The sequence below is a fragment of the Actinomadura sp. NBRC 104425 genome, assembly GCF_030269545.1.
GTDB lineage: Bacteria > Actinomycetota > Actinomycetes > Streptosporangiales > Streptosporangiaceae > Spirillospora > Spirillospora keratinilytica.
The window spans coordinates 47,938-74,287 of sequence record NZ_BSTN01000032.1; the positions used below are offsets into that span (position 1 = coordinate 47,938).

Annotated in this window: 21 protein-coding genes and 1 pseudogene; 12 read left to right on the forward strand and 10 right to left on the reverse strand. The window is 72.0% G+C overall.

The genetic code is table 11. The features are described 5' to 3' along the window. Positions 1-356 precede the first annotated feature (356 nt). Positions 357-1,856 carry a peptide deformylase gene (locus QSK22_RS29775; protein WP_285497767.1) on the reverse strand — a complete coding sequence of 500 codons (1,500 nt, stop codon included), beginning with the start codon at positions 1,854-1,856 and terminating at the stop codon, positions 357-359. Between the two features lie 127 nt (positions 1,857-1,983). On the opposite strand from QSK22_RS29775, the gene QSK22_RS29780 reads away from it, so the two are divergent. Genes QSK22_RS29780 through QSK22_RS29790 form a run of 3 tightly spaced genes read left to right on the forward strand, consistent with a single transcriptional unit; the run spans position 1,984 to position 3,970 of the window. Beyond that, positions 1,984-2,292: a hypothetical protein gene (locus QSK22_RS29780; RefSeq protein WP_285497768.1), complete on the forward strand. Its 309-nt coding sequence runs from the start codon at positions 1,984-1,986 to the stop codon at positions 2,290-2,292. After that, complete coding sequence (locus QSK22_RS29785) at positions 2,289-3,425, forward strand: Rossmann-fold NAD(P)-binding domain-containing protein (protein ID WP_285497769.1); 1,137 nt, start codon at positions 2,289-2,291, stop codon at positions 3,423-3,425. Before QSK22_RS29780 ends, QSK22_RS29785 begins: the two co-directional genes overlap by 4 nt. Further along, complete coding sequence (locus QSK22_RS29790; protein ID WP_285497770.1) at positions 3,422-3,970, forward strand: NUDIX hydrolase; 549 nt, start codon at positions 3,422-3,424, stop codon at positions 3,968-3,970. The genes QSK22_RS29785 and QSK22_RS29790 overlap by 4 nt, the downstream gene beginning before the upstream one ends. Positions 3,971-4,034: 64 nt before the next feature. Here QSK22_RS29790 and QSK22_RS29795 read toward each other — a convergent pair whose 3' ends face one another. From QSK22_RS29795 to QSK22_RS29820, 6 genes are all read right to left on the reverse strand, one after another. Next, entirely contained in the window at positions 4,035-4,322 is a 288-nt protein-coding gene (locus QSK22_RS29795) for a hypothetical protein (RefSeq protein WP_285497771.1), read from the reverse strand. A 353-nt stretch (positions 4,323-4,675) separates the two neighbouring features. Then, on the reverse strand, positions 4,676-5,263 hold the full coding sequence (locus QSK22_RS29800) for a hypothetical protein (RefSeq protein ID WP_285497772.1): 588 nt from the start codon (positions 5,261-5,263) through the stop codon (positions 4,676-4,678). A gap of 22 nt (positions 5,264-5,285) precedes the next feature. After that, on the reverse strand, positions 5,286-5,564 hold the full coding sequence (locus QSK22_RS29805) for an RNA polymerase sigma factor (RefSeq protein WP_285497773.1): 279 nt from the start codon (positions 5,562-5,564) through the stop codon (positions 5,286-5,288). A 313-nt stretch (positions 5,565-5,877) separates the two neighbouring features. Then, positions 5,878-7,023 carry a hypothetical protein gene (locus QSK22_RS29810; RefSeq protein ID WP_285497774.1) on the reverse strand — a complete coding sequence of 382 codons (1,146 nt, stop codon included), beginning with the start codon at positions 7,021-7,023 and terminating at the stop codon, positions 5,878-5,880. Positions 7,024-8,077: 1,054 nt separating this feature from the next. After that, positions 8,078-9,283 carry a 4-hydroxyphenylpyruvate dioxygenase gene (gene hppD, locus QSK22_RS29815; RefSeq protein ID WP_285497775.1) on the reverse strand — a complete coding sequence of 402 codons (1,206 nt, stop codon included), beginning with the start codon at positions 9,281-9,283 and terminating at the stop codon, positions 8,078-8,080. Positions 9,284-9,760: 477 nt separating this feature from the next. Beyond that, positions 9,761-11,326, reverse strand: coding sequence for a PucR family transcriptional regulator (locus QSK22_RS29820; RefSeq protein ID WP_285497776.1), 1,566 nt, complete (start codon positions 11,324-11,326; stop codon positions 9,761-9,763). Between the two features lie 254 nt (positions 11,327-11,580). On the opposite strand from QSK22_RS29820, the gene QSK22_RS29825 reads away from it, so the two are divergent. Both QSK22_RS29825 and QSK22_RS29830 read left to right on the forward strand, forming a co-directional pair. Then, a complete protein-coding gene (locus QSK22_RS29825; protein WP_285497777.1) occupies positions 11,581-14,436 on the forward strand; it encodes an FAD-binding and (Fe-S)-binding domain-containing protein in 2,856 nt (951 codons plus the stop codon). 47 nt (positions 14,437-14,483) lie between these two features. Beyond that, positions 14,484-15,782, forward strand: a complete 1,299-nt coding sequence (locus QSK22_RS29830; protein WP_285497790.1) for an MFS transporter — start codon at positions 14,484-14,486, stop codon at positions 15,780-15,782. Between the two features lie 298 nt (positions 15,783-16,080). Here QSK22_RS29830 and QSK22_RS29835 read toward each other — a convergent pair whose 3' ends face one another. Then, complete coding sequence (locus QSK22_RS29835; RefSeq protein ID WP_285497778.1) at positions 16,081-16,404, reverse strand: hypothetical protein; 324 nt, start codon at positions 16,402-16,404, stop codon at positions 16,081-16,083. Positions 16,405-16,983: 579 nt separating this feature from the next. Here QSK22_RS29835 and QSK22_RS29840 point away from each other — a divergent pair. From QSK22_RS29840 to QSK22_RS29865, 6 genes are all read left to right on the forward strand, one after another. Continuing rightward, positions 16,984-18,843: a bifunctional sugar phosphate isomerase/epimerase/4-hydroxyphenylpyruvate dioxygenase family protein gene (locus QSK22_RS29840; protein ID WP_285497779.1), complete on the forward strand. Its 1,860-nt coding sequence runs from the start codon at positions 16,984-16,986 to the stop codon at positions 18,841-18,843. A 36-nt stretch (positions 18,844-18,879) separates the two neighbouring features. Then, on the forward strand, positions 18,880-19,569 hold the full coding sequence (locus QSK22_RS29845) for a TetR/AcrR family transcriptional regulator (protein ID WP_285497780.1): 690 nt from the start codon (positions 18,880-18,882) through the stop codon (positions 19,567-19,569). 1,302 nt (positions 19,570-20,871) lie between these two features. Further along, positions 20,872-22,230, forward strand: coding sequence for an MFS transporter (locus tag QSK22_RS29850; RefSeq protein WP_285497781.1), 1,359 nt, complete (start codon positions 20,872-20,874; stop codon positions 22,228-22,230). Next, positions 22,227-23,009 (forward strand): N-acyl homoserine lactonase family protein, encoded by a 783-nt coding sequence (locus tag QSK22_RS29855; RefSeq protein WP_285497782.1) that lies wholly within the window; start codon positions 22,227-22,229, stop codon positions 23,007-23,009. The genes QSK22_RS29850 and QSK22_RS29855 overlap by 4 nt, the downstream gene beginning before the upstream one ends. 24 nt (positions 23,010-23,033) lie before the next feature. Further along, positions 23,034-23,477, forward strand: a complete 444-nt coding sequence (gene aroQ, locus QSK22_RS29860; protein ID WP_285497783.1) for a type II 3-dehydroquinate dehydratase — start codon at positions 23,034-23,036, stop codon at positions 23,475-23,477. Further along, positions 23,474-24,328 (forward strand): shikimate dehydrogenase, encoded by an 855-nt coding sequence (locus QSK22_RS29865; RefSeq protein WP_285497784.1) that lies wholly within the window; start codon positions 23,474-23,476, stop codon positions 24,326-24,328. The genes aroQ and QSK22_RS29865 overlap by 4 nt, the downstream gene beginning before the upstream one ends. A gap of 156 nt (positions 24,329-24,484) precedes the next feature. Here the strand turns inward: QSK22_RS29865 and QSK22_RS29870 are convergent, their stop codons facing one another. Continuing rightward, on the reverse strand, positions 24,485-24,934 hold the full coding sequence (locus tag QSK22_RS29870; RefSeq protein ID WP_285497785.1) for a Scr1 family TA system antitoxin-like transcriptional regulator: 450 nt from the start codon (positions 24,932-24,934) through the stop codon (positions 24,485-24,487). Between the two features lie 19 nt (positions 24,935-24,953). Further along, positions 24,954-25,466, reverse strand: coding sequence for a DUF6879 family protein (locus QSK22_RS29875; protein ID WP_285497786.1), 513 nt, complete (start codon positions 25,464-25,466; stop codon positions 24,954-24,956). 664 nt (positions 25,467-26,130) lie between these two features. Here QSK22_RS29875 and QSK22_RS29880 point away from each other — a divergent pair. Further along, positions 26,131-26,350: pseudogene (locus QSK22_RS29880) on the forward strand (hypothetical protein); the annotation flags it as partial.

A 26,350-nucleotide genomic window follows, 5' to 3' on the forward strand; every position in this document is an offset into this window, starting at 1 on the left:
GTCGGGGGACGGGTCTGCGGGCAGCGCCTGCAGGCGGTGGTCAGCGGCCTTGGTGGTGGCCTGGTGGTACTCGATCGAGCAGCCACAGGACTTGCTTGTCGTCGCCGGTGTCGGCCGGTTCGGTCGTGTGCATCTTGGGCGGGTCGTGCATCCGCCATCGCCCGGACCCGGGCGAGGAATCGGTCAGCAGGTCGGCGCGAGTCGACGCGGCTGGTACCGGCCGCACCTCAGAGACCGGTTGGGCTGCCAGGGGCGCGGCGGCGTCGATGGCGATGCGCTGCCCAGGCGGGGCGACGCCGGTCGCCGAACGGCTGCTACCAGGGCGAGCACCGTGAGTAAGCGGACGCTCCGCTGACCTACCGGGGCGGAGCCTTTTCGCCGTACCCCCATGGATGACCGGTGCCCTTGTACTCCTCGACGCTGATGGGCTCGACGCCTTCCCGCATCCGGTCGAGGTAGAGGTGGCCGTACAGGTGGTCGATCTCGTGGGCGACGAGCCGAGCGAGCCCGTCGGAGAAAACGGTGATCACCTGGCGGCCTTCCAAGGTCGTGTGCTCGACCTCCAGACGAAGGGGCCGGGGGACGAGGCCGCGCACGTCGAAGAAGGACAGGCAGCCCTCGTACTGTTCGTCAGAGTCGCGGGATTCGGAAATGACCTTGGGGTTGAAAAGGGTGATCGGGGTGGCGTCGTCGCCGGGCGGCTGGACGATCGCGGCAGCCCGGCTCACCCCGATCTGGGGGGCGGCCAGGCCCATGCCCTTGCCGAACACATGGTGCTCGCGGACTCGTTGCATCGCGGCCAGCAGTTCATCGACCAACCGGCGGGCGTCTCCTGCTTCGGCGGGCAGGTCGAATGGGCGGGCGATGGCCGTAAGAACCGGGTCGCCCTGTTGGACGATCCCGGCGGCCTTCATGCGGTCGCTGGCGAGCCGCAGATCCAGACGTGGGGCCGGTTGCTCGTTGCGACCCTTGAAGCGCCATTCGAGCCGGTATCGGGCGTTGAGCGGCGGGTCGGCGGTGCTCCAGTCGTAGATCGCTTGATCACCGTCGCGGTGCCGGGTGATGGGGCTGTGCAGCGGGGTGGCCTCGGCGGTGGTGGACGTCTCGGTGCCCCACACGCTCGGGGCGAGGTCGGCGGGGAATATCAGCCGGACGGACAGGTGCAGGGTGTGGAGACGAACGGCCCGCTGAAACCAGTGGCCCCACTTGTCGTCTCCTACGGTGTAGGTGTACTCCAGGGTGGCGCGCTCCCCGGGATAGAGCGGGAAGCGTCCGTGTTCGTTCTCGAAGCACAACCAGACTTCTTTGAACGAGTCGCGGTCGAGTTTGGGCCGCCATGTCATGGGCTCGCCGTCGCAGGTCGCGGTCAGCCCGAGTTCGTCGAAGGTCAGTGGGTGCTGCCGGTAAAGACGGTTCGACGCCTCGGGGTCGCCCGGGTGGCGATCGACTGAAATCCGGACGAGGTACCGGGTGACGGGGTCGGGGCCGGTGTTGACGATCCGGCGGCGCATGGTGGCGGTGTAGACGCGGCCGTCGTAGCGCAGTTCGGCGTGGTCGAGTTCCACGATCAGGCCGCCGGAGCCCCGGGCGGTGATCGGGGCGGGCTGCTCTCCGGGGGTGTTGCCAGTGGCCTGCCACGCGGCCCACAGCTCTCCGCCCGCGTTCAGACAGGACTCGGCCTTACGTGCGAAGTCGGCCGACGCCGGGTGCCGTCCTGCCTCCACGTGCGATATGTACGACCTGTCGAATCCCATCGCGCGGGCGAGGGCCTGCTTGGTCATCCGGCGGCGGGTGCGCCAGCGGGCGACAGCCGCACCGAACCCTTCGGCTTCCGGACTCTGCTCAGCGTCGCTCAACCGTCCAACCCCTGCTCTGCCGTCCAGGTGAATGGCGTGAATGAACCGTGAATGACGGTAGCTCACGGTGGCCTCACCGCGAAGCGGTCCGGTTGTCTCGCCTTACACCGACCGGAAGGAGGGTTCCGTGGGGTCATTGGACAGGCCGAGGGAGGCCGATGGAAAGCAGGTGATCGCCCCGGAGGCGACCCGGCTGTTGGAGCGGCTGGCCTCGCTGCTGCACGCTCACGAGCTCACCGCCGAAAACAAGGCCGACCGGTTGCAGGTGTCGGCCGGTCGGGACAGTCGGGCGGTGGAGGTGGCGTGTCTGCGGCGGCCCGACGACGGGGACCGCTGGTGGTTCTCCTGGGGCGGCGGGATCTGGCTGTGCGAGGCCGACAACCCGACCGAGGCCATGGTGCAGATCAAGGGCGCGTTGCGGCGGGTCGGATCGTGACCGCGCTGGAGGACTTCGAGCTGTCGCGGGTGAATGCGTTCTTCCGCAAAATCACCAGCCGGTACGAGGTGAGCGAGGCGGTGTCCGCACTGGTGATCACCCACTTGCTGGGCGAGCGGCCCGCGTTCTTAAAGGCGGTCGGGCGTCTGGCGGAGGTCGCGGCCGTGCTGCCCAAGCCGAAGTCGATCGACGCGCGGGCGCTGGAGGAGGTCACCGCCTCGTTGCAGGTGGACCACCTGGAGCGGGCGGCGTTCGCCGACCCCGCCCGCGCCCTGGAGTACCTCGAGTCACGGGTGGCCGGTCAGCGGGTCGTGCTGCTGGACGTCGGCGGGTACTTCGCCCCGGCCCTGGAGCACCTGTGCTCCAGCTTCTCCGGTCAGATCGTCGGGGTGGTGGAGGACACCGAGAACGGCCACCAGCGGTACGAGGCGTTGGACAAGCTGCCGTGCCCGGTGTTCAGCGTGGCCCGCTCGCCCCTGAAGGACCCCGAGGACTTCTTGGTGGGCCAGTCGGTGACGTTCTCCACCGAGGCACTGATCCGGGCACGCGGCGACATCTTGCAGGGCCGCCCGGCAGCGGTCATCGGGTACGGCAAGCTCGGCCGGTCTGTGGCGGCGATGCTGCACGCCAGGCATGTCGGCGTGACCGTCTATGACGCCGACCCCATCAAGCGCACACAGGCCCTCTCCCAAGGGTTCCGGACCGCCTCCACGCTGGGACGGGCCATCGCCGGGGCCGGGGTGATCGTGTGCGCCACCGGAAACCTGGCACTACGCGAAGACGACTTCGCCCAAGTCGCCAACGGCGCGTACATCGCCAGCGTGACCAGTAGCGATGACGAACTGGAGCTGGACGCGCTCGACGGACTGTACGAGCAGACCCCGATGGGTGAGCACATCACCCGGTATGCGCGGACGGGGCACTACTTCTACGTCCTCGCCGATGGGAATGCCGTCAACTTCCTTCACGGCGCGAGTGTGGGTGCTTTCATCTTCCTCGTGCAGGCCGAGATCCTGGCCGCCCTCGGGTCGTTGGCGACCGTCGGTCACGAGCCCGGGTTGCACGAGTTGGACGCGACCGAACGCAGCCTGATCGCCGCGACGTGGCTGCGCTACTTCGATGGGACGCCATGAGCATCAGCACCGACGAGATCCGTTCCACCCTGGCTCGCTATCTGGACCGCCACCCCGACGAGGCCGACCACCTACGGCCCCTGTCCGAGGCTCTGAACGCGGGGGCGGACCTGACCTCGCGCAAGGAGTTCAACGGCGGACATGTCACGTGCGGGGCCGTCGTGATCGACCATGACCGCCGTCTGCTGCTCATCCGGCACAAGGCGCTCGGCCGTTGGCTCCTGCCCGGTGGGCACCTGGAACCGGAGGACGCCACCCTGCCAGGGGCGGCACTGCGCGAATTGGAGGAGGAGACCGGCATCTCCTGGCACGGCGCGGTCGCCCCGCCCGGCCACGATGTGACCCCGGTGGACATCGACCTGCACACCATTCCCGCCAACCCGGCCAAGGGCGAGCCCGAGCACTGGCACGCCGACTTCCGATGGGCGCTGTGGGTCAAGGAGCCCAAGGTGGTGCTTCAGGCCGAAGAGGTGGACGGCTACGCCTGGCGGCCCCGAGCGAACGCCCCGACCCCGAAGCTGGCCGCCAAGCTCGCGGCCCTGTGACCGACTCCCGACCTGGGAGGCTGTGCGGCCCGTAGCCGGTCTCGGCAGAGGCTGGTCGGCCCCGTTATGTGGCGGCGACCCCGGCGCGCCGTGCGTGTCGTCTGGGGCGTTGCGTCCAGTCCCGGGAGCAGGCGGCGCGCTCAACGTCGTAGCACCCCCGGCGCGTCAGCGCCGGGGGTGCCATGTTGTCCGAGGGGTACTCGTCGTCGGCGGGGGTGATGGTGCAGGCCGGGCACCACTCGGCCGAGGTCGTCGCCGCCCGGTAGGCGGCGGCGTAGGTGGCGTAGTGCTCATGGGGGTCGTGGGTGACACACCGGGACGCGTAGTTCAGCGCCTTGCCGTCCCGCTCCACGGGCTTGATCGCGTCGGCCGGGGGCGTCGGTGCCGTGCAGGTCGAACACCTGAAGCCGGCCGCCCGTGCCCGGCAGGTGCGGTCCTTGCACACGTACGGCTGAGGAGCCCGCCCCCCAAAACCTGCTGGCCTGCTCACCAGCAGGCGACGCCTTGCGGGCCGCCTGCCCGTAGGCGTGGTTCGTCGTCATGAGCCGACCGATGCCGGGTGGGCCGTACTGGAGCCGCTGCTGCCCAGGCGGAGGCCGGGCCGTCCAGTGCTCGTGTCGGCAGCTGGTTCCACGGGATCGACTGCCACGCGTGAAACGAGCAGCGACGTTGCGCCGGATGGCCGTGGAGCTGCCTGTTCGGCGGCTACCGGGACGGTGCCAATGTGCTGCGGTCGTGGGCGTCGTCGTACAGCCGGGCGATGGCGGTGTGCAGTGCTCGGAGCTGCGTGCTGAGCGTTCCGGCGGAACGGACGTGGCCGGGGATGCGCTGGTCGAGCACGCGGTCCAGAGCGCCCTTGAGGATCGTGTCGGCGTGGGTGATGTGCTGCTGGACGAGGCCGAGGATCTGCTCGGCCTGTTCCCGGGTCGCCGATCGGCCGGCGAGTTCGGCACGCAGCCGACGCAGGGGCCGACGGGCGGCGTCGAGGAACGCGGCTCCAGGGAACGGGTCCTCGGCGGCGGACCGGCTCGCTTGGACCAGGCAGTGGTCGAGATCGTCGATCTGGTCGCACACCGCGGTGAGGGCTGCCGAGCTGGCGGAAGGACCCGTGCGCGGCCTGGCCTGCTCACCGGCGGGACGAGCGGGGCCGGCCGCCAAGCGGGCGAACCGTTCGCGCGGGTCGAAGGCCGCTTCCAACTTGGCGAGGATTCCACCCATCGTCTCTTGGAGCAGGGCGTCGAGCCGAGTGAAGTCGTCGTGGCCGTCGTCTCGGCCCGGGGCCTGGCCGATCATGAGGCTTCCTTCCACGCGTGCTTCAGCTGCTCGTTGAGTGTGGTGCGGGCCCGGCGCAGGTTCTGGCGCACCGCCTCGGGCGTGGCGCCCACGATGCCGCGATCTCGGCGGGGGTGAACTCGGCGATCGTGAGGCCCATGACGGTGCGCTGGGCGTAGGGCAGCGCCTGAATCGCCTCCATGACCATCTGCTCGCGGACGGTGTAGGCCATGGGGTCGTCGGACGCCGCGGCGTTCAGGGTGTCCGGATCGTCGGTCAGGGTCTCGCGCTGGCGCAGCCGCACGGGGCCCTTGAGGAACACGCGCTTCGCGACCGTGTACAGCCAGGGGACGCGGGTCGGTGATGGTGTGCCATTGAGCCAGGGCCTGTTCGAACGTGGCCTGGATGGCGTCGTCGGCTTCGTGCTGGCTTGCGCCTAGAGTGATCAGAAAGCGGACCAGTTTGTTGTACTCGGCCATGAACACCGCTTTGAAGTCCACACCTGCCACTGTGCGTTCCGGCGCGCCACCGACGGTAGCCGGTTCGGCGTACTCGGGTGGCAGGTTGTGGTCACCGCCGAGCCCGGCAGGTTTCCGCCGGGCCTGGTCGCAGGGATCCGCCGTGGGTTTCACCGGTCAGGCCCGGGCGTAGAGGGTCCGCGCGGCGGGGGTCGACGGCCCGGGCGTCCAGGTCAGCTTGGTCGGCTGCCCCTTGCGCTTGAGATGGTTGATCGCCCAGGCCTTGGCCTCGTTGTCGGTTTCGACGTCGGTCTTGCCCGCGACCCGTGCGTAGGCGAGGACCAGACGCCACCCGTCGGGGTGCCGGCGCAGGAAGTACATCTGCAGCGACAGCGCATCGAGGGTGAACCAGCCCTCCTCCGTCCGGTCGTCGTCGACCGGGGTCCAGCCGATCGAGGAGACGTCGGCGCCGATGAGGCCGTCGGCCCACCGCATCGCCTCCGGGATCGTCAGGTCCGCGGTGTCGTGCCCCAGGACCCGGCCGACCGACATGTGCTTGGAGTTCCACTCCAGCGTGTAGAGCGCCTGGGGGCGGTCGGGCGTCCGCGGGCGGGCAGCGGACGCGGAGGCTCCGTGCAGCTGGACCCGGCCGACACCGATCCAGCCGTTGAGGATGGCCTGGTTCAACACCGTGGTGTCCAGATGGTCGGGATGCAGCGCGTGGCTGACGCCGACCAGGACCCCGCCGAGCGCGCGGGCGGCATCGAGGAACTGTTCGTCGGCCGGAGCGGTGTAGGTGCGGTGCGGCCCGCTGGTGAACGACACGCTCACCGAGTCGGCCGCCAGGGTCGCGACCGCGTCATCGAGCGGCGCGGACACATCCATGCCCAGCCCGGTGGCGTTCAGTTCGTGCAGGGAAAGGACGCCGCTGCGCAGCACCTGGTAGCCGCGCCGGTCGTCCTTGACGATCGGTACCGACTCCAGGCCCGGGTTGACCAGCAGCATCGGCCAATACCCCTGCCCGCCGCCGGGAGGGACGACGGGAAACATCAGCATCACCGACACCCAGCTCAGGTGCTCCTCGTGAATGTCGATGATCAACCCACTGTCGTTCCACTCGGGCGGTCGGCACGCGAGGTGATGCAGGCTTGCGGACGCCATCAGCGGGGTCTCGTCGACCGCCAGGGCCGGCGGGGCGTCACCGAGGAAACGGCCGCAGGTCTGGCAGTCGACCGGCCATAGGCACGAGCACACCTCGCCGAGCCTCTCCTCCCCCAGCTTCTTCAGAATGCTCTCGCTGACCTTGATGTCGGTGACGGGCATCGGCATACACCTCGTCTTTCGCGGTCGGGGCCCGCCGCGCCCGGATGCGCGGCGGCCGGTACCGATGAGTGCGATCCGCGGGGTGCTCCGTGACGTCGAATTTCAAGATTTTTCTTCCGCTGCCCGACGTGGTGAGGAAGCCGCAGGTCAGATCCCGCCCGAAGCCGCAGTCGCCATGCGAGGGCGTGGAGCCGCCTTGGTGCCGGGGGACGCAGTCGCGCTGTTGTGCGGTGCACCGCCCGCCGCGAAGGCTGTGCGGTGTGCCGCCGGCTGAGGCGATGGTCGAGAACTGTGTCGGTAACGCATGGGTTTGGGGACGTCGCCTCTGGCGCGCTGCCCCCTGCAACGGTCGCCGTCGGGGCGGCTGCTGGTGCGGGAGCTGGAGCGGGGGCCGGGTGCAGGGCGGGTGAAGGTCGAGTCGGCCCCGACCGACTGCGCCGACTCGGTACGGAGTAGCGTCCAAGGCCCCTGCTGCACCGTGGCGTCGTCGGCCACCGCCTGGCTCCTGGAGGCCGCCGTGGTCGACGACGCCTTGGACGTGCTGATCACCTCAACCTGTTGGCCGAGGTGGAGCGGGGCGGCACGGCCGAACGGCGCCGGACCCCTGTCCAAGCTGCGCTCCGCCTTCGGTGATCGAGCGGGTGGTGCTGCGGGGGAAGCCGACAGCGGCGGTCGCCACGATGCGGCGGTTGTGCCCGAGACCGACCAAGACGCGGCTGCCGCGTGGCGGGCTGAGCTGGTCGAGCGGTATCGGACGGTGCGGCACTTCGTCGGGCTGCTGCTCGATCGGCTTTCGTGCGGATGGTGCGCGCGGCGGCTGCGGTGGTCGAGGGCCGCTGCCGCCGCGTGCAGCCGCATCGCCTCCGGCGGCCGTGGTCGGCTCCGTCGGTGCTGCTGGGAGGGCACGCGGTGGGGTGTGGAGCAAGGCCGCGGGTGTCCCGGCGCGGCGGTGTCGAGTGCCGCCGCGCCGGGAGGCTCGGCTCTGCGGTGGTGCGTGCAGCGGTTGTTGGCGGAGGGCGCCCGGGCGGTGCGCGGTCGTCCGCGGGTGGCGCCGTTACAGGTTGCCGCGCCTCGCCTGCTCCCGCTCGATGGCCTCGAACAGGGCCTGGAAGTTGCCCTTGCCGAAGCCCAGCGAGCCGTGGCGTTCGATAAACTCGAAGAACACCGTGGGGCGGTCGCCGAGCGGCTTGGTGAAGATCTGCAGCAGGTAGCCCTCCTCGTCGCGGTCGACCAGGATGCCGCGGGAGGCCAGCTCCTCGATCGGGACGCGGACCGTGCCGATGCGGGCGCGCAGGTCGGGGTCGGTGTAGTAGGAGTTCGGGGTCTCGAGGAACTCCACGCCCCGGGCCCGCAGCACGTCGACCGTGGTGATGATGTCGTTGGTGGCCAGCGCCAGGTGCTGCGCGCCGGGGCCCCGGTAGAACTCCAGGTACTCGTCGATCTGCGAGCGCCGCTTGCCGACGGCCGGCTCGTTGAGCGGGAACTTGACGCGGTGGTTGCCGTTGGCGACGACCTTGCTCATCAGCGCGGAGTACTCGGTGGCGATGTCGTCGCCGATGAACTCGGCCATGTTGGTGAAGCCCATGACGCGGTTGTAGAAGCCGACCCACTCGTCCATCCGGCCCAGCTCCACGTTGCCCACGACATGGTCGAGCGCCTGGAACAGCCGCTTCGGCGCGCCCTCGGGCCTGGTGAAGCCGGACGTCCGCGCGACGAAGCCGGGCAGGTAGGGGCCGGTGTAGCGGGACCGGTCCACCAGGGTGTGGCGGGTCTCGCCGTAGGCGGCGATGGCGGCGAGCCGCACGGTGCCGTGCTCGTCGCTGAGGTCGTGGGGCTCTTCCAGGATCGTCGCGCCCTGCTCGCGGGCGTGGCGGATGCAGCGGTCGACGTCGGGCACCTCCAGGGCGATATCGATGACACCGTCGCCGTGGCGGCGGTGGTGGTCCAGCAGGGGGCTGTCGGGGTCGACGCCGCCCTTGACGACGAACCGGACCGCACCGGACCGCAGCACATAGGCGCGGTGGTCGCGGTTGCCGGTCTCCGGGCCCGAGTAGGCGACCAGCTCCATCCCGAAGACCGCCTGGTAGTACAGCGCCGCCTGGGTCGCGTTGCCGACCGACCACACCACCGCGTCCCACCCGGTCACGGGGAACGGGTCGCCCGCGGGGTCGTGGTCGACCAGCCCCACGAGCCGGCGGATCTGGTCGTAGTCGAGCTCCGCCAGCCGCTCCTGGCTGGTCAGGGCCTGGTCCGTGCTCATGAGCGGTCCTCCTCGTGTCCTGTTCGCCGGACGGATCGCCACGAAGGAGACAATGCCGCGGCCGCGGTGTGCAACAGTGCGCCCTGAAAATGGGCTAGATGTACAGAATGTCGAGCAGAGCGGCGCTTCGGCTGGTCGGATTGACCAGTTCGGCGGAGGCGGCATGGCCGAAGAGCCGGACGCCCTGGACACCGACCTGCTCCGCAGGCCGCGGGCGGGCGTGCCGGAGACGGCCCGCGCCCTCGGGCGTCGCGCGCGGCGCCGTCCAGGCCCGGCTGAAGCGCGACCGGTCACGGGCCGGAGGGCGACGCCGCGGCGGGCTTCGTCACCCTGGAGAGGTCGCCACCGAACTGGCGGTCTACTCGACCACCGGTTCCTCCGACGTGCTGTGCCGACCGCGTCCTCCCGCGAGGGCCTGCAGGACGCGCTCCGCTCGCCGACCTGCCGCAGGCCCGCCGCGCCCCCGCCTACCGCGCCTCACGGTGGCTCGCCGGACGCGGCGTCCGGTGCCTGCGCGCCCAGCTCCAGCTCCAGCAGCAGGCGGTGCGTCGGGTTCCGCATCGTGAACCCGAACAGCTCCTGTGCGCGCCTGATCCGCTTGCGGACGGTGTTCTCGTGCAGCGTCAGCTCCCGGCTCGCGGCGCGGACGTCGCCGAAGTTCCGCAGATAGGACAGCAGCGTCGCCCGGTAGGCGGTGCCGTGGGCGAGGTCGTGCGCGGTGACGGCGCGGCCGATGCCCGTGCGCAGCCTCGGGTCCGCCCGCACGGCCTGGAACAGGCGCTGCCGGACGATCTCGCCGCGCAGGTCCCGGGTCGCGTAGCTGCCCGGGCGGGCGCCGGCATCCCGCAGGTGGGCGACGGCGCAGTCGAGGTCGTCGCGCGCCCGGCGGAGCGCGTCGGGGTCGGCGACGGGGTCGCCGCGCACGATGAGCAGGCCGGTGTGCAGCAGCCGGGTGGCCCGCCGGTGGATGTGGTCCGCCAGCGCCGAGACGGTCACCGAGCCGCGCGGCGCGGCCGCCAGCAGCACGTACAGCCGGTCGTTGACCAGGCCGAAAGTGGGTTCGTGGCCGAGGGAGCGGGCGTCGAGTTCGAGCAGGCCGATGGCGCGCAGCAGGCTCGCGTGGTGGTCGGTCCGGCGGCCGGCGGCGGTCTCGGCGAGGCACAGCAGGCTTCCCGGCAGGGGCAGCGCCTGGTCGGCGGGGCCGGGCCGGTGCAGGGCCTCGTGCAGGGCGGCGTTGCGGGCCTGCTGGTCGGCGTCCAGGTGGCGGCGGGCGGTGAGCATGTGCAGGGCGGCGAGCTTGGCCGCGGTGGCCAGGACGGCCTCGCAGTCGCCGATCGCGTCCTCGTCGGGGAAGACCGCCCACAGCGAGCCGAGGGCGGTGTCGCCGGCCCGGATGACGACGGCGAGCCGGGGCAGGTAGCCGTCGCGCCGGATGAGCCTGACCGAGTCGCTGCGCCACAGTTCGTCGGTGAGGTGGTGGGGCAGGGCGTGCTCGGGCACCCGGCGCGAGAGGATGCCGACCCGCCGGGTCTCGTCGATCGGCTGGCCGGGCAGGTTGGAGTAGGCCACGATCGTCTGCTCGGTGTCCATGATCGCCACCGCGCCGCCGCAGATCGCGGCGACCGAGTTGGCCAGGGAGAACAGGTCGCCGCCGGCGAGGTCGTGCGGGGCGTCGCCGGCGGCCGGGCGGGTGGCCAGCAGCGTGGAGGCCAGGCCGTACAGGCGGCTCCAGGGGATGTCCGGGTTGACCGTCACCACCGCGGCCCCCGCCGCGCGGGCCTGCTCGGCGACGCCGCGAGGCAGGCCGCCCGCGCACTTGACGGCCAGCGCCCCGCCGGTGTCGGCCGCGAGCCGGACCGCCCGGGCGACGCCGTCGGCCGAGGAGGCGTCCAGGCCGAGCGCCAGCAGCAGGCACCGCGGGGCGACCGGTTCCGGGGCGCCGCCGTCGAGGAGTTCGACACCGCTCACCGGCAGCCGGGGGTCCCCGGTGGCGAGCCGGACGAGTTCGGGCCGCAGCGCGGCCAGCAGGTCCCCCAACGCCATGGTGGCCAATGCCGCGCCTCCCCAGGTGTGCGATCCGACACCGATTCCGGCAGATCAGGGTCGTGGACGACATTGTTTCATCCTGCGGCCTTCCTCCAGAGTGGTCCCAGTCACATTCACGCATCGGACGACTCCGGGAGGACCCCCTTGCCACTCCGCCATGCCGCACCGGCCCGCCGGGCCGGGCGCCCGTACGGCCCGCCCACCGCCGCCGGCCGCCCGGCGGCGAGGACGACCGGGGCGGCGGTGGTCGCGTGCCGCTGAACGACCGGCAGGGCGGGATCGCCGAACTCGCCGAGGCGGTCGGGCCCGAGAACGTGCTGACCTCGGCCACCGACCTGGTCCGCTACTCCTGCGACGCCAGCCCGTACCGGCGGACGCCCCGCGTGGTGGTGCTGGCCCGCGACGGCGACGACGTCGCGGCGGTCTTCCGGTTCGCCTCGCGGCACGGGCGGCGCGTGGTCATGCGCGCCGCCGGGACCAGCCTCAACGGCCAGGCCCAGGGCGACGACATCCTGCTCGACGTGCGCCGCCACTTCGACCGCGCGGCCGTGGAGGAGGACGGCAGGATCCTGCGGACCGCACCCGGCGTCGTCCTGAGCCGGGCCAACGCCCGCCTCGCCCGCTACGGGCGGATGCTCGGCCCCGACCCGGCCAGCAGCGCGGCGGCGTGCGTGGGCGGGGTGGTGGCCAACAACGCCAGCGGCATGACCTGCGGCGTCCACGCCAACGCCTACCGGACGGTCAGGTCGCTGCGGATCGTGCTGCCGTCGGGCACCCGGATCGACACCGCGGCGCCGGACGCCGACCGGCGGCTCGCGCAGGCCGAACCCGCCCTGGTCGCCGAGCTGCGCGCGATCCGCGACGAGATCCGCGGCGACCCCGGGCTGGCGGCGCGGATCCGGACCAAGTTCGCCATCAAGAACACCAACGGCTACCGGCTCGACGCCTTCCTCGACGGCGACTCCCCGGCGCAGATCGTGCGCGGCCTCCTGGTCGGCTCCCAGGGCACGCTGGGCTTCCTGGAGGAGATCACCTTCGAGACCGTCCCCAATCCGCGCTGGCGGACCACCGCCTTCCTGCACTTCGCCGACCTGGCCGCCGCCTCGGCGGTCGTGCCCGCGCTGATGGACCTCGGCGCGCAGGCCGCGGAGCTGATGGACAACCTCTCGCTGCGGTCCACCCGGTCGATCGGCGGCGCCCCGGACTGGATGCACGCCATCGGCTCCGACGACGCCGGGCTCCTGGTGGAGTTCCGCTCCGCCGAGCAGGCCGCGCTCGACCGCTTCGAGGACGCGGCCCGCGAGGTCGTCTCCGGCACCGTCCTGCACGGCGGCTTCACCCGCGACGGCCGGGTCGCCAATGGCTACTGGGCCGTGCGCAAAGGGCTGCTCACCGCGCTGGGCGCGAACCGCCCGCCGGGCACCATCCTGCTCGGCGAGGACGTCTGCGTGCCGCCGCACCGGATCGCCGAGGCGGCGGTCGCGCTGCGCGACGTCCTGGCCGCGCACCGTTTCGACGCCTCGGTCGCCGGGCACGCCTCGGCGGGGAACCTGCACTTCACCATGGTGTTCGACCCCGCCGACCCGGCCGACGTGGACCGGTACGCCCGCTGCCTGGAGGAGATCGTCGCGCTCGTCGTGGACCGCTTCGACGGCTCCCTCAAGGGCGAGCACGGCACCGGCCGCAACATGGCCCCCTTCCTCGAACGCGAGTGGGGGCCCCGGCTGACCGGGCTGATGCGCCGCGTCAAACGCGCCTTCGACCCCGGCGGCATCCTCGGCGACGGCGTCCTGTTCACCGACGACCCCCGCGCCCACCTGCGCCACCTCAAGACCCTCCCGGCCGTGCACCCGGTGCTGGACGCGTGCATCGAATGCGGCTTCTGCGAGCCGGTGTGCCCCAGCCGCGAGCTGACCACCACCCCGCGCCAGCGGATCGTCCTGCGGCGGGAGATCGCCCGCCGCGGCGGCGGCGACGCCGAACTGGAGCGGCAGTACGGCTACGCGGCCGTCGACACCTGCGCCGCCGACGGGTCCTGCGCCGTGGCGTGCCCGGTGGGCATCGACACCGGGCACGCGATGAAGGACCTGCGGCACGCGCGGCACGGGGCCCGCGCCGAAAGGGCCGCGCTGGCCGTCGCCCGGCGCTGGGCCCTGGCGGAGCGGCTGGCCCGGACGCTGCTGCGCCTGGCCCGGCCGGCGGCGGACCTCGCTGGCGACCGCGTCGTCCGGGCGGCGAGCCTTTTGGCCCGCAGGAGCCTGGGAACGTCCCGGGTCCCCGAATGGCTGGCCGCGACTCCCGGCCCCGCCCCGGCGCTCCCGGCGGGCGGGCGCAGACCGGCGGACGCGGCGGCCGTCTACGTCCCGTCCTGCGTCAATCGGATCTTCGGCGCCCCGCCCGGCGCGGCCGACGCCACCACCGTGACGGCCGCCCTGCCCGCCCTCGCCGACCGGGCCGGGGTCGCGCTGTGGACGCCGCCCGACGTCGCCGGGACCTGCTGCGGCACCGTCTGGAGCAGCAAGGGCTACCGCGCCGCGCACGCCCACGCCGCCAACGACCTGGTCGAACGGCTGTGGCGGTGGTCCGACGGCGGCCGGCTGCCCGTCGTGATCGACGCCAGCTCCTGCGCGCTGGGCGCACTGCGCGAGGCCCCGGCCGTCCTCACCGCCGGCAACCGCGCGCGGCACGCAGCCCTGACCGTGCTCGACGCGCTCACCTGGACGCGCACCGAGCTGCTGCCCAAGCTCACCGTCACCCGCCCGCCGGCGCGCGCCGTCGTGCACCCGACCTGCGCGATGCGCCACCTCGGCACCGCCGGCGACCTGCACGCCGTCGCGGCCGCGATCGCCGACGAGGTGGTCGAACCGGCCGCCGCCACCTGCTGCGGGTTCGCCGGAGACCGCGGCTTCCTGCACCGCGAGCTGACCGAGAGCGCCACCCGCGCCGAGGCCGCCGAACTGGCCGCGACCGCGGCCGACGCCCACCTCAGCGGCAACCGCCCCTGCGAGATCGGCCTCCAGCACGCCAGCGGACACCCCTACGAATCCGCCCTGGTCGCGCTCGACCGCGCCACCAGAACCGAGGAGAGGAAACGGAGCACACCGTGACGCGCAATCTGGCACCACCCACGGCCGCCGCGCACGACGGCCGGTCCATGACGCGCGAGGACCGCAAGGTCCTGGCCGGCACGCTCGCCGGCACCACCATCGAGTGGTACGACTTCTTCATCTACGCCCAGGCCGCCACCCTGGTGTTCGGGCCGATGTTCTTCGCCCCCGTGGACGAGGAGGGCTCCGGCCTGGCCACCCTCATCTCGCTGTCCACGATCGGCATCAGCTTCCTGTTCCGGCCGCTCGGCGCGATCGTCGCCGGGCGGTTCGGCGACCGGATCGGCCGCAAGCGCATGCTCGTGGTGACCCTGCTCCTCATGGGCACGGCCACCACCGCCATCGGCCTGCTGCCCGACCACGGCCGGATCGGCGCCGCCGCGCCGATCGCCCTCATCCTGCTGCGCATCGTCCAGGGCTTCTCCGCCGGCGGCGAATGGGGCGGCGCCGCCCTGCTGTCGGTCGAGCACGCGCCCCGCGGCCGCCGCGGGCTGTTCGGCTCCTTCCCCCAGATCGGCGTCCCGATCGGCCTCATCCTGGCCACCGGCGTCCTGTGGGTCATGAGCACCGCGCTCACCCGCGACCAGTTCCAGGCCTGGGGGTGGCGGGTGCCGTTCCTGCTCTCCCTCGTCCTCATCGTCATCGGCTACCTGGTCCGGCGCGCCGTGGACGAGAGCCCCGTCTTCCAGGAACTGCGCCGCCGCACCGGGACCTCCTCGGCGCCGCTGCGCGACCTGTTCCGCGGCAACACCAGGAACGTGCTGCTCACCGCGCTGATCTTCGTGGCCAACAACGCCGCCGGCTACCTGCTGATCGCCTACTTCATCGGCTACGGCACCGAGGTGCTGGGCCACTCGCGACCCTCGGTGCTGCTGTCCACCGTCGCCGGAGCGGCCGGCTGGCTCGTCTTCACCCTGTACGCGGGTGCGCTGTCGGACCGGATCGGCCGCGTCCGCACCTTCCAGATCGGCTACGCGCTGGTGTTCGCGTGGATGATCCCGCTGTTCATGCTCATGGAGACCCGCAGCATCTGGCTGTTCGCCGTCGCGATCCTCGTGCTGACCGTCGGCCTCGGCCTGTCCTACGGCCCCATGTCGGCCCTGTACGCCGAGATGTTCCCCGCCTCGGTCCGGTACTCCGGCGTCGCCATCGGCTACGCCCTCGGCGCCATCCTCGGCGGGGCCTTCGCCCCCACCATCGCCAAGGCCCTGGTGGAGAGCACCGGCAGCGCCTACTCCGTCGGCGCCTACATCATGGTCCTCTGCCTCGTCTCCCTGGCCGCCGTCACCGCGGTCAAGGAACCCAAGGGCACCGACCTGGGCCTCACCCGGCAGCCGACCACCTGACGGTCGGGCTCGACGCGGTCACCGCGAAGGCGAGCGGAACGGGCCGGTGCGGCGAAGGGCCACAACCCCCGCCGCACCGCCCGCCGCGAAGGCTTGTGCGGCGCGACCGGTTGAGGTGATGGTCGGAAACTGACGCGGCAGGCAACGCATGGGGTCGGGTCGCCTATGGCGCTCGGCGAGGCGAGGGCGTACGGCAACGTCACCAGTGCGGTCAGGCGTCGAGTATCCGAGCCGGGGTAGATGCGTCCGCTGGCCGACCAGACGGCCGACGGGCGGAACGGGGATCTGCGACTTACTGTCAGCTGTCCTCACTCTGAGGCGGCCGACGACCGACCGGCCGCCCCAGCACCATGCGATGCCCCGTCATGTCCACACCGGACCCGCGCGCGGCCAACGCTCCGATGAGCAAGCCGCCACCGATGATGGTGAGCGCGAGCGCAGGCGCACGCACGACCGACCGCACATCGTCACAGGCGGTCGGCGCCCCGGTCTCGCTGTCGTCCTGACTGGAAGCCACATACGGCGAACCGCACGAGGAGCCTTGGCTGGAGACGGGGATGAAACCAACGGCGAGGCCGGCGGTGAGGAGGGAGGCAGCGGTCCATGTGGTGGTGCGGCTCATGGCAGCCCACGATCGCAGGGGTAGGAGTGGGTGGTCATGTGGGTGGCTGCATGCGGCCACCCTGCGTGCGCCACTGGCGACCGCGGGGCGGGGCAGGCAGAGCTCCTCTGTGGGGACGTGCCGCGTCGGTGCCGTGCCTCGGTCGAGGGCTTGGTGCCGTGTTCGCATGTTGTGGACGGCAGGGCAGGTCCCTGCCTTCACCGGTGACGGCCGTACCGTCCTGCCGTCCGCACTCAGATCAATCGCGGGGTGTCACGCCGGGTTTCTGTGCCAGTGGCGGGCCGCGAGATGGCGGTGCGCTGGGGTTCTGCTCCGGCGGGCCGACCTCTTCTGTGTGGACGTGCCGCGGTGGCGTCGGGTCTCGGCTGATGGCCTGGTGCAGTGCCCGCACGGTGGTGAACGGCGAGGCTGGTCCGCGCCTTCGTCGATGAGGGTCTCTGTCCCGATGTCCGCAAGCAGCCCGATGGGCGGCGGGCAGGGGTTTCCGCTTTCGGCAGTACTGCTGTTCGGCGGTTTCCGGGGGAAGGCGGTGGGTTAGGCTAACGTACTAGTTCGTTCATTACTGGAGGCGTGCGGACCATGCGCAGATCCATCGCCACGGTGTCGCTGAGCGGCTCGCTGCCCGACAAGCTGACCGCGATCGCGGCCGCGGGCTTCGACGGTGTCGAGATCTTCGACAACGACCTGGTCACCGGCCGGATGAGCCCGGAACAGGTGCGGAGCCGGGCCGCCGACCTGGGCCTGTCCATCGATTTGTACCAGCCGTTCCGCGACTTCGAGGCGGTGCCGCCGCCCGTGTTGGCGCGCAACCTGCGGCGCGCCGAGCACAAGTTCGGGGTGATGGAGCGGCTCGGGGCGACCTGCATGCTGGTCTGCTCCAGCGTCTCCCCCGACTCCGTGGACGACGACGCGCTGGCCGCCGAGCAGCTGCACGTCCTGGCCGAGCGGGCCGCCGAGCACGGGATCCGGATCGCCTACGAGGCGCTGGCCTGGGGCCGGCACGTCAACGACTACCTGCACTCCTGGCGGATCGTCCGGGCCGCCGACCACCCCAACCTGGGCCTGTGCCTGGACAGCTTCCACATCCTGGCGCGCGACACCGACCCCTACGCCATCGAGACGATCCCCGCCGAGAAGATCTTCTTCCTGCAGCTGGCCGACGCCCCGGCGCTGCCGATGGACGTGCTGTACTGGAGCCGGCACTACCGCTGCTTCCCCGGGCAGGGGGACCTGGACGTCGCCGGACTGGTCGGGCACGTCCTGCGCGCCGGCTACGACGGGCCGCTGTCGCTGGAGGTGTTCAACGACATCTTCCGGCAGGCCGCGGCGATGCGCACGGCGCAGGACGCCATGCGCTCGCTCGTCGCCCTGGAGGAGGAGGTCGGCCGGCGGCTCGCCCCCGAGTCCCGACCGGCGTCGCTCGCCAAGGCGCCCCCCGCCGTGGTGCCGAGCGGGTTCGCGTTCGCCGAGCTGGCCGCGCCCGACACCGGGGCCCTCGGCGGCCTGCTGTCCGCGCTCGGGTTCGCGCGCACGGGCGTGCACGCGCACAAGCCCGTCGAGCTGTGGGAGCAGAACGAGGCCCGCATCCTGCTCAACACCGGCAGCCCCGAAAGCCAGGACGGCCCGGTCCTCGGCGCCATCGGGCTGGAGTCGCCGGACCCGGCCGCCTCCGTCGAACGCGCCGAGGCCCTGCTGGCGCCCGTGCTGCCGCGGACGCGGGCGCCCGAGGACGTCCCGCTGGACGCGGTGGCCGCGCCGGACGGCACCGAGCTGTTCTTCTGCCGCACCGGCCGCCCCGACCATCCCAGCTGGACCGACGACTTCCGCCGGGACCCGGGCGAGGCCGGAACCGGGGAGATCACCCACATCGACCATGTCGCGCTGGCCCAGCCCTGGCACCACTTCGAGGAGGCGTCGCTGTTCTACCGAAGCGTCCTGGGCCTGCAACCGCACGAGAGCCTGGAGCTGCCCGACCCGTACGGGCTGATGCGCAGCCGCGCGGTGTCCACCGAGGACGGGCGGGTGCGGATCGCCCTGAACGTCGCCTACGTCGGCGCGCGCGACGGCGCACCCGGCGCGGCCTGGCAGCACGTGGCGCTGGCCAGCACCGACATCGTCGCGACCGTCCGCAGGCTGCGGGACGCCGGAGCCGCCCGGCTGGCCATCCCGGACAACTACTACGACGACCTGGAGGCGCGCTACGACCTGGGCGCCGAACGGCACCGCCTGCTGCGCGAGCTGGGCCTGCTGTACGACCGCGACGAGCACGGCGAGTTCCTGCACTTCTACACCGCGACCACCGGACGGGTCTTCTTCGAGGTCGTCCAGCGCATCGGCGGGTACCGCGGATACGGCGCGCCCAACGCCCCCGTCCGGCTGGCCGCCCAGCACGCCGAGCGGGACGGACGCCGGAGGGGGGTTCGATCACGACCGTCCTAGGATGGTCTGTCGTCCGGCAGCCTCTCCAGGAGTCACATGTCGTCCCAGTCCCCCGCCTCCGCACCGAACGGGCGCCGACGCGACGCCGAACGCACCCGCGCCGAGATTCTGGAGGTCGCCCAGCGGGAGTTCGCGCGCAAGGGCTATTCCGGGGCGCGGGTGGACGAGATGGCCGCGCTCATGCGGACCACCAAGCGGATGATCTACTACTACTTCGGCAACAAGGAGAAGCTGTACATCGCCGTCCTGGAGAAGGCCTACACCGAGGTCCGGAAGGCCGAGTCCGCGATGGACGTGCAGCACCTGGCGCCGGTGGAGGCGATCCGCACGCTGGCCGAGCTGACCTTCGACCACCACGACGCCCACCGCGACTTCATCAAGCTGGTCAGCATCGAGAACATCCACCACGCCGAGTACCTGCGCAAGTCGCAGATGCTCGGCGACCTCGGCGGGCCGGTCACCGGGCTCATCTCCCGGATCCTGGAGGCCGGACGGGCCGCCGGCGACTTCGTCGCCGACGCCGACGCCATCGACGTGCACATGATGATCAGCGCGCTGTGCTTCTTCCGGATCTCCAACCAGCACACCTTCGGCACCCTGTTCGGCCGCGACATGACCGCCCCCGAGCACCGCGACCGGTACCGGAAGATGACCGGCGAGGCCGTCGTCGCCTACCTCACCGGGGGCGGCCGCCGAGGGGCGGAGGAGCGCGGCGAGACCGGCTGAGCGCGTCGACGGACGGCGGTGATCTCGGTTCGTCGGCCGCACGCACCGGCCCGGCTCGCGGGACACCTGCCCGCATCAGCCGGAAGAGGACGGCCCGGTAGCGGACGGAGGGCCTGTCGTCGGCCCGGTGGCGCTCGAGGCGGCCGGTGGCGCACTCCAGATGGGCATCACGGGCATCTCGAAAAGCCAGGTGTCGGAGATGTCGCAGCAGATCGGGCTCACACGCCCCGATCTGCTCGGCAGACCAGCCCGCGGGGTCCACGCTGGTCGGCACGGCGGCCCCGGGTGGCCGGCCGGGCCGAAGGCGGGTGGGACGACCGCCGCCGGTCCCGGGTCTGATCGCCCGGGACCGGTGTCATGGCGGCGGTGTCACGGTGACGCTCATGCCGCTTCGTCAACATGCCCGTGCCCTGGAGCGGTGCCCGGTGTGGTGTCCAGGTCAGGACACCGTCGCCGGGCTGCCGCTGGCCGTGCTGCGGCCGCAGGGCTGCGGGCGTGCGGGCGCCGGCGGTGCAGGCCGCCGGGGCCGAGGAGGCAGGCGCCGAGGCGGACGGTGAGGAACCCGACGGCGAGGTCGGTTGGATACCGGCGCGTGCGGGCGCCGCATGCGGCGTGCCCGCGCCTGGACCTGACGGCGGCACGCTGCGCGCAGGCCGGTGGCAGGCTGCGGGCGGCTCCTGGTCCGACGTGCACGCCGTTCCCTTGCGGGGAGCCGGGACGCTGGGCCAAATCCGGTGGATCTTGCGTCCGGCTCTCGAGTGCGGGTGGAGGCGCCGACCGGATCGTCCGCTGCGTGCCGCGAGTTCGCCGCCTCCATGTGCGGGGCCGGTGCGGCGGCCCGCCCTGCCGACGCGGCACCGCGGTCGGGGGCGGTCGCCGCTGCTGCGGGCCCATCAAGATCCACCGGACCCTGGGTTGTGTCCGGTGGATCTTGATGGCTGCGTGCTGCCTTCGATGCGGCCGCCTCGCCGACACCGCAACGTGGTGCGGTATCGCCACCCGCCACGCCAGGCCCGCCTGTCACCACCGGACCGGAGCACCCCGGCCACCTCGCCGCTGCGGGCCCGTCATGATCCACCGGACAGCATGTGTGCGGACGCTGCATGCGCGCCGTTTCCGTGCGGATCCGAGGCGCCGCCGGGTGCCTGGAGCACCGTCCGTCCGGGCATACGGTGGGCATCGTCCGAGGTGAAGGTGAACCCGCCCTCTTGACAATGTGACGCGGGACACCGGAGCATACGTGGCGGCCCGATAATTAACTATCTAGTTCGTACTCACGGGCCCTCACCCGAGGAGCATGACGTGCGCGACCACCCCACCGCCGTCACGGCGGGGCTGCCCCCGCAGGGCCAGCCCCGCAAGGCCGCTCTGGCCGCCTGGATCGGCAGCGCGCTGGAGTACTACGACTTCTTCATCTACGGCACCGCCGCCGCGCTGGTGTTCGGCAAGATCTTCTTCCCCGACTCCGACCCGGCCGCCGGCACGCTGCTCGCGCTGGCCACGTTCGGCGTCGGCTACCTCGCGCGCCCGGTCGGCGCGTTCGTCCTGGGGCACGTCGGCGACCGGTTCGGCCGCAAGAAGGTCCTGGTCTTCACCGTCACGCTCATGGGGGCGGCCACGTTCCTCGTCGGCTGCCTGCCCACCTACGACCAGATCGGGCTGGCGGCGCCGGTCCTGCTGGTGGCGCTGCGCCTGGCGCAGGGCTTCTCCGCGGGCGGCGAGCAGGCCGGCGCGAACTCCATGACGCTGGAGCACGCCCCCGCCCACCGCCGCGCCTACTACACCAGCTTCACGCTCAACGGCACCCAGGCCGGGCAGATCCTGGCCACCGCGGTCTTCCTGCCGGTCGCCGCCCTCCCCGACGACCAGCTGTACGGCTGGGGCTGGCGGGTCCCGTTCTGGCTCAGCGCGGTCGTCCTGATGGTCGCCTACATCATCCGCCAGAAGCTCGCCGAGACCCCGGTGTTCGAGCAGGAGGCCGCCCAGGGCACCGTCGCCGGGAAGCCGCTGGCCGTCCTGTTCCGCGACCACTGGGCCGACGTGCTGCGCGTGATGGTCGCCGCCGTCATCGCCTCGGTCAGCACGATCTTCACCGTCTACGCCCTCTCCTACGCGGTCAACACGATGGATCTGGACAAGTCGGCCATGCTGTGGGTCGGCGTGCTCGCCAACACGGCGGCGCTGGTCGCGCTCCCGTTCTTCGGCTCCCTCGCCGACCGGATCGGCCGCAAGCCGGTGTTCATCGGCGGCTCGCTGGGCTGCGCCGCGCTGATGTTCGCCTACCTGTGGGCCATCTCCGAGGGCAACTACCCGCTGATCTTCCTGGTCGGCATCCTGATGTTCGGTGTCGTGCACAGCGCCACCGGCGGCGTCTGGCCCTCCTTCTACGGGGAGATGTTCAGTGCCCGCGTCCGGCTGTCGGGCATGGCCATCGGCACCCAGATCGGCTTCGCGATCGCCGGTTTCGCCCCCAGCATCGCCGGTGCCATCGCCGGTGACGGCCCGGACGCCTGGCTGGGCGTCTCGGTCATCACCGCGATCCTGTGCCTGGTCAACGTCGCCGCCGTCGCGACCGGCCGGGAGACCTACAAGGTGCCCACCGAGCAGCTCGGCCTCCGCCGGGCGGCCGCCGCCCCCGCCCCCGCGCCGGAGCGGGCGTGAGCGATACCTTCCGGGTGTACGCGCTGTGCTACGCCCACCGGGACGGGCGGCGCGGCCAGCACTTCCACGGCTACGACGAACGCTGGGACGAACCGCACCCGACCGCCTACTACGTCTGGCTGGCGGTCTCCGACCGGCACACGGTCGTCGTCGACGCCGGCATCGCCCCCGACCAGGTCCACCGGCTCGCCGGAATCGACTACCACGCCTCCCCCGTGTCGCTCCTGGGCGGCATGGGGGTGGCCCCCGGCTCGGTCGACCACGTCGTCCTGACCCACCTGCACTACGACCACACCGGCACGGCCGCCGCCTTCACCGGCGCGCGGTACGTCGTCCAGCGGGCGGAGCTGGAGTACTGGACCGGCCCGTGGGCGCGCCGCATCGAACGGGAGCGCTGGCTGGTCAGCGACGACGACCTCGCCCGCCTGCGCGCCGCCGGGGACCGGCTGCAGGCGGTGGACGGGGACGCCGAGGTGGTGCCGGGCCTGAGCGTGCACCTGGTCGGCGGGCACACCGCCGGCATGCAGGTGGTGCGGGTCCGCACCGCCCGCGGCCACGTGGTGCTCGCCTCCGACGCCGTCCACTTCTACGAGAACCTGGAGACCGACCGCCCGTTCCCGATCCTGCACAGCATGACCGGCATGTACGGCGCGTTCGACCGGATCAGGGAGCTGGCCGACGGCCCGGACCTGATCGTGGCCGGGCACGACCCCGAGGTCCTCCAGCGCTTCAAGCCCCCACCGGGCGCGCTCCGCGACCGCATCGCCCGCATCGCCTGAACAACCACGAGTATCGGGGAGCAAATGCGACCGACCGTCCTCGTCCTGAACGGCCCCAACCTCAACCTCCTCGGCCGGCGGGAGCCGGACCTCTACGGCACCGCCACCCTGGCCGAGATCGAAGCCCGCTGCCACGCGGTCGCCGACCGGCACGGCCTGCGTGTGGACTTCCGCCAGAGCAACCACGAGGGGGTTCTGGTGGACGCCGTCCAGGAGGGCGCCGACGGGATCGTGATCAACCCGGCCGCCTACGGGCACACCTCCGTCGCGCTGCGCGACGCCCTGGCCGCCGTGGACGTCCCGACCGTCGAGGTGCACCTGACCAACATCCACGGCCGCGAGGCGTTCCGGCACACGTCCTACACCGCGGCCGTCAGCGACGCCGTGATCTGCGGCGCCGGCGCGCACGGCTACGAGCTGGCGCTGCTGCACCTGGCCGAGCTGATCGGCGGAGAGGGCCGGGGATGACCGCGCACCTGATCGGGTTGATCGGCGCGGGGATCGGCTCGTCCCTCAGCCCCGCCCTGCACGAACGCGAGGCGCAGCACCACGGCCTGCGCTACCTGTACAAGATCCTCGACATCTCCGAGCTCGGCGTCGACGCCGCCGCGGCGGGCGACCTGGTGCGCACCGCCCGCCGAGTGGGCTACACCGGGCTCAACATCACCCATCCGTGCAAGCAGACGGTGATCGAGCACCTCGACGAGCTGTCGCCGGACGCCGCCCGCCTCGGCGCCGTCAACACCGTCACCTTCGACGGCGACCGGGCCATCGGCCACAACACCGACTGGACGGGCTTCGCCGAATCCTTCGCCCGCGGCCTGCCCGACGCCGCCACCCGCCGGGTCGTGCAGGTCGGCGCCGGAGGCGCCGGCGCCGCCGTCGCGCACGCGCTGCTCACCATGGGCGCCGACCAGGTCACCCTCGTCGACACCCGCACCGCCCGCGCCGACGCGCTCGCCGCCCAGCTCACCCGGCACTTCGGCCCGGGACGCGCCCGCTCGGCGCCCGTCGCCGACCTGGCGGCCTCGCTCCGGCACGCGGACGGCCTGGTCAACGCGACCCCGATCGGCATGTCCGGCCACCCCGGCTCCCCCGTGCCGGCCGACCTGCTCCGCCCGGACCTGTGGGTCGCCGACGTGGTCTACCGCCCGCTGCGCACCGAACTGCTCGAACAGGCCCGCGCGGCGGGCTGCCGCACCCTGGACGGCGGGGGGATGGTCGTCTTCCAGGCGGCGCACGCCTTCCGCCTGTTCACCGGCCTCACCCCCGACACCGACCGGATGCTCGCCCACCTCTCCGCCCTGGTCGCAGCCTGACCACCGGCGCCTCGGCCGTCCGGCACACCCCGCCGCCCGGCCGAGGCGCCGCCTGCGGCGAACACCGACCACCTCCGCGCACATCACCCCCGGATCGAGCTGCGATGTGGCGGCTTCCATACCCGACACCGCCCATGAGGTGACGCGCGCGTTGGTCTACATGGGCGACTTCAACGCGCGGAACCGCTGGATTCCTCCGAGGATCGTGCGCGTATAGTCGGCGGTCTGCAGCAGGCCGGGCACCACCTGAGAGCAGTAGGCACGCATGTGCCGGCACCGTTCGAACTCGACCCGCGCTGCCTCCTGAAGCCGCTTGAGCCCCGTTCGCTGCAACCGCTTCCACTCGACATAGCCGCCCTGGACGTCACGCAGCCTGGCGATCAGGTCCTCGGCCTCGTCGGCGCCGCAGACACGGCACCAGGTGCGGATGTCCTTGCGCGAGGGCCGCCGCGCGGCATGCTCGATCTGCGACACCTTCGTGCGATGCCATCCGGCCCTCTCAGCCAGCGCCTTCCCCGTCGACTCGGCTTCGACTCTGATCTCTCGCAGATGGTCGGCCAGCGCCTTGTGGGCGGCCTGAACCGAGGACGACGGCGACGTAGGCATGCTTGGTGCAAGCTGCCTGTCAGGCCGGTTGGTAGTCGGCGTGGTCGGCCCGCTCCCACACCGCGTCGAAAGCCGTGGTGCACAGCTTGATTACGTCGGGGTCCTCGGAGAACTCTTCGTCGAGGCTGTGGCCGTCGCCGGAGAAGTGATGGAACCTCACCAGTCGGCCATCGAAGACCCAGAAGTCGTTGCCGGGCAGCGCGAGATCGGAGGCGTGCCGACGCGGCAGCCACCGCACCGGCTCGCCGGCCGGAATGTTGTGCAGCGAGATGACGGCGTGCTCGAAGCGGATGTAGTCGGTGACCGGCTCATACACGATGCGGGCCCGGCGGACGGTCACACCGCGGGCGACGGCCGAGCCGATGAGGCTGTGCCACCTGCTGCCCTCGCCGAAGCCCGCCAGGGTGCCCGTCTCGCGCCAGGCCAGGAAATTCGGGCCGTCCGGCTCGTAACTGTCGCGCATCTCCAGGTGGATCGCCGAGGACTTCGCCGAGGCCAGCAGCTCAGCGAAGTTCGGGGCGTTCCCCGACATCGTGCACCTCCAGCGCCAGCATGATGATCTCGGCATCCGCGCCGGGAGCCTCACCACCGACTCGCAGTCCGCGATCGGGCTGTGCCGCGCGACTCAGCCAACGTGGCGGGGTCGGTCACGGTCGTGCCCTGGAAGATGAAGTCACCGTTCTCTGCCACGAACGTTGGTCGCGGGGTCAATGTCGATGAACTGTAGCGCCGCGGTGCCCTCCAGGGGTCGGGGGTGCCCAAGGGTGACATCGGATTTCTGACCCTCATTCGGGCGGCAGAGTGTGTCAAGGGAAATGGGGAAACTTCGCGCCTGGCCTCCAGCGGATCCATCATGCGGGCGGTTGGGCGGCGACCTCCTCGGCGGCGGACTGGTCGAAGATCGTGCGCACCGGCGTCGCAACCCGCGGGCTGGGCCGACTGGGCTCAAGACGCCCTGTTCGCGCCGCCCCTTCTCCGCCGCCGTGGCGCCCGCCCCGTCACCTTCTCCCCGACCAGCGGCATCTTGGTTGCGGCGCGGCTCGCGCGACGGACACAAGGACTTTGGGGCCGTGCGACCGCCGTCCGAACGGGACCAATGTCCTGCCGATCGCGAGTCTTGCGCGCCTATCGCGTCGGCGGGGCGGGCGGTTGAGTCGGTGGTGACACAAACTCCCCCCGGAGAAGGTGAGATGGCGATGGCTGTCACCAGTCGCGAGGCAAGCGGCGGGCACCGGGCCCTGCGTCCGCACCTGCCGGAGCCGCTGACCGAGTCGCCCGCGGCACGGTACGTGTGGGCGGTCGCCCGGCTGGCGCTGGGCTGGGTGTTCGCCTGGGCGTTCCTCGACAAGCTTTTCGGCCTCGGCCACGAGACCCCCGCCGCCAAGGCGTGGATCGAGGGCGGCAGCCCCACCGAGG

Coding starts and splice junctions, on each gene's coding strand:
- QSK22_RS29790 (WP_285497770.1), top strand. CDS start 3,422: ATGAGCATCAGCACCGACGAGATCCGTTCCACCCTGGCTCGCTATCTG.
- QSK22_RS29800 (WP_285497772.1), bottom strand. CDS start 5,263: ATGATCGGCCAGGCCCCGGGCCGAGACGACGGCCACGACGACTTCACT.
- QSK22_RS29810 (WP_285497774.1), bottom strand. CDS start 7,023: ATGCCCGTCACCGACATCAAGGTCAGCGAGAGCATTCTGAAGAAGCTG.
- hppD (WP_285497775.1), bottom strand. CDS start 9,283: ATGAGCACGGACCAGGCCCTGACCAGCCAGGAGCGGCTGGCGGAGCTC.
- QSK22_RS29820 (WP_285497776.1), bottom strand. CDS start 11,326: ATGGCGTTGGGGGACCTGCTGGCCGCGCTGCGGCCCGAACTCGTCCGG.
- QSK22_RS29830 (WP_285497790.1), top strand. CDS start 14,484: ATGACGCGCGAGGACCGCAAGGTCCTGGCCGGCACGCTCGCCGGCACC.
- QSK22_RS29835 (WP_285497778.1), bottom strand. CDS start 16,404: ATGAGCCGCACCACCACATGGACCGCTGCCTCCCTCCTCACCGCCGGC.
- QSK22_RS29840 (WP_285497779.1), top strand. CDS start 16,984: ATGCGCAGATCCATCGCCACGGTGTCGCTGAGCGGCTCGCTGCCCGAC.
- QSK22_RS29845 (WP_285497780.1), top strand. CDS start 18,880: ATGTCGTCCCAGTCCCCCGCCTCCGCACCGAACGGGCGCCGACGCGAC.
- aroQ (WP_285497783.1), top strand. CDS start 23,034: ATGCGACCGACCGTCCTCGTCCTGAACGGCCCCAACCTCAACCTCCTC.
- QSK22_RS29865 (WP_285497784.1), top strand. CDS start 23,474: ATGACCGCGCACCTGATCGGGTTGATCGGCGCGGGGATCGGCTCGTCC.
- QSK22_RS29870 (WP_285497785.1), bottom strand. CDS start 24,934: ATGCCTACGTCGCCGTCGTCCTCGGTTCAGGCCGCCCACAAGGCGCTG.
- QSK22_RS29875 (WP_285497786.1), bottom strand. CDS start 25,466: ATGTCGGGGAACGCCCCGAACTTCGCTGAGCTGCTGGCCTCGGCGAAG.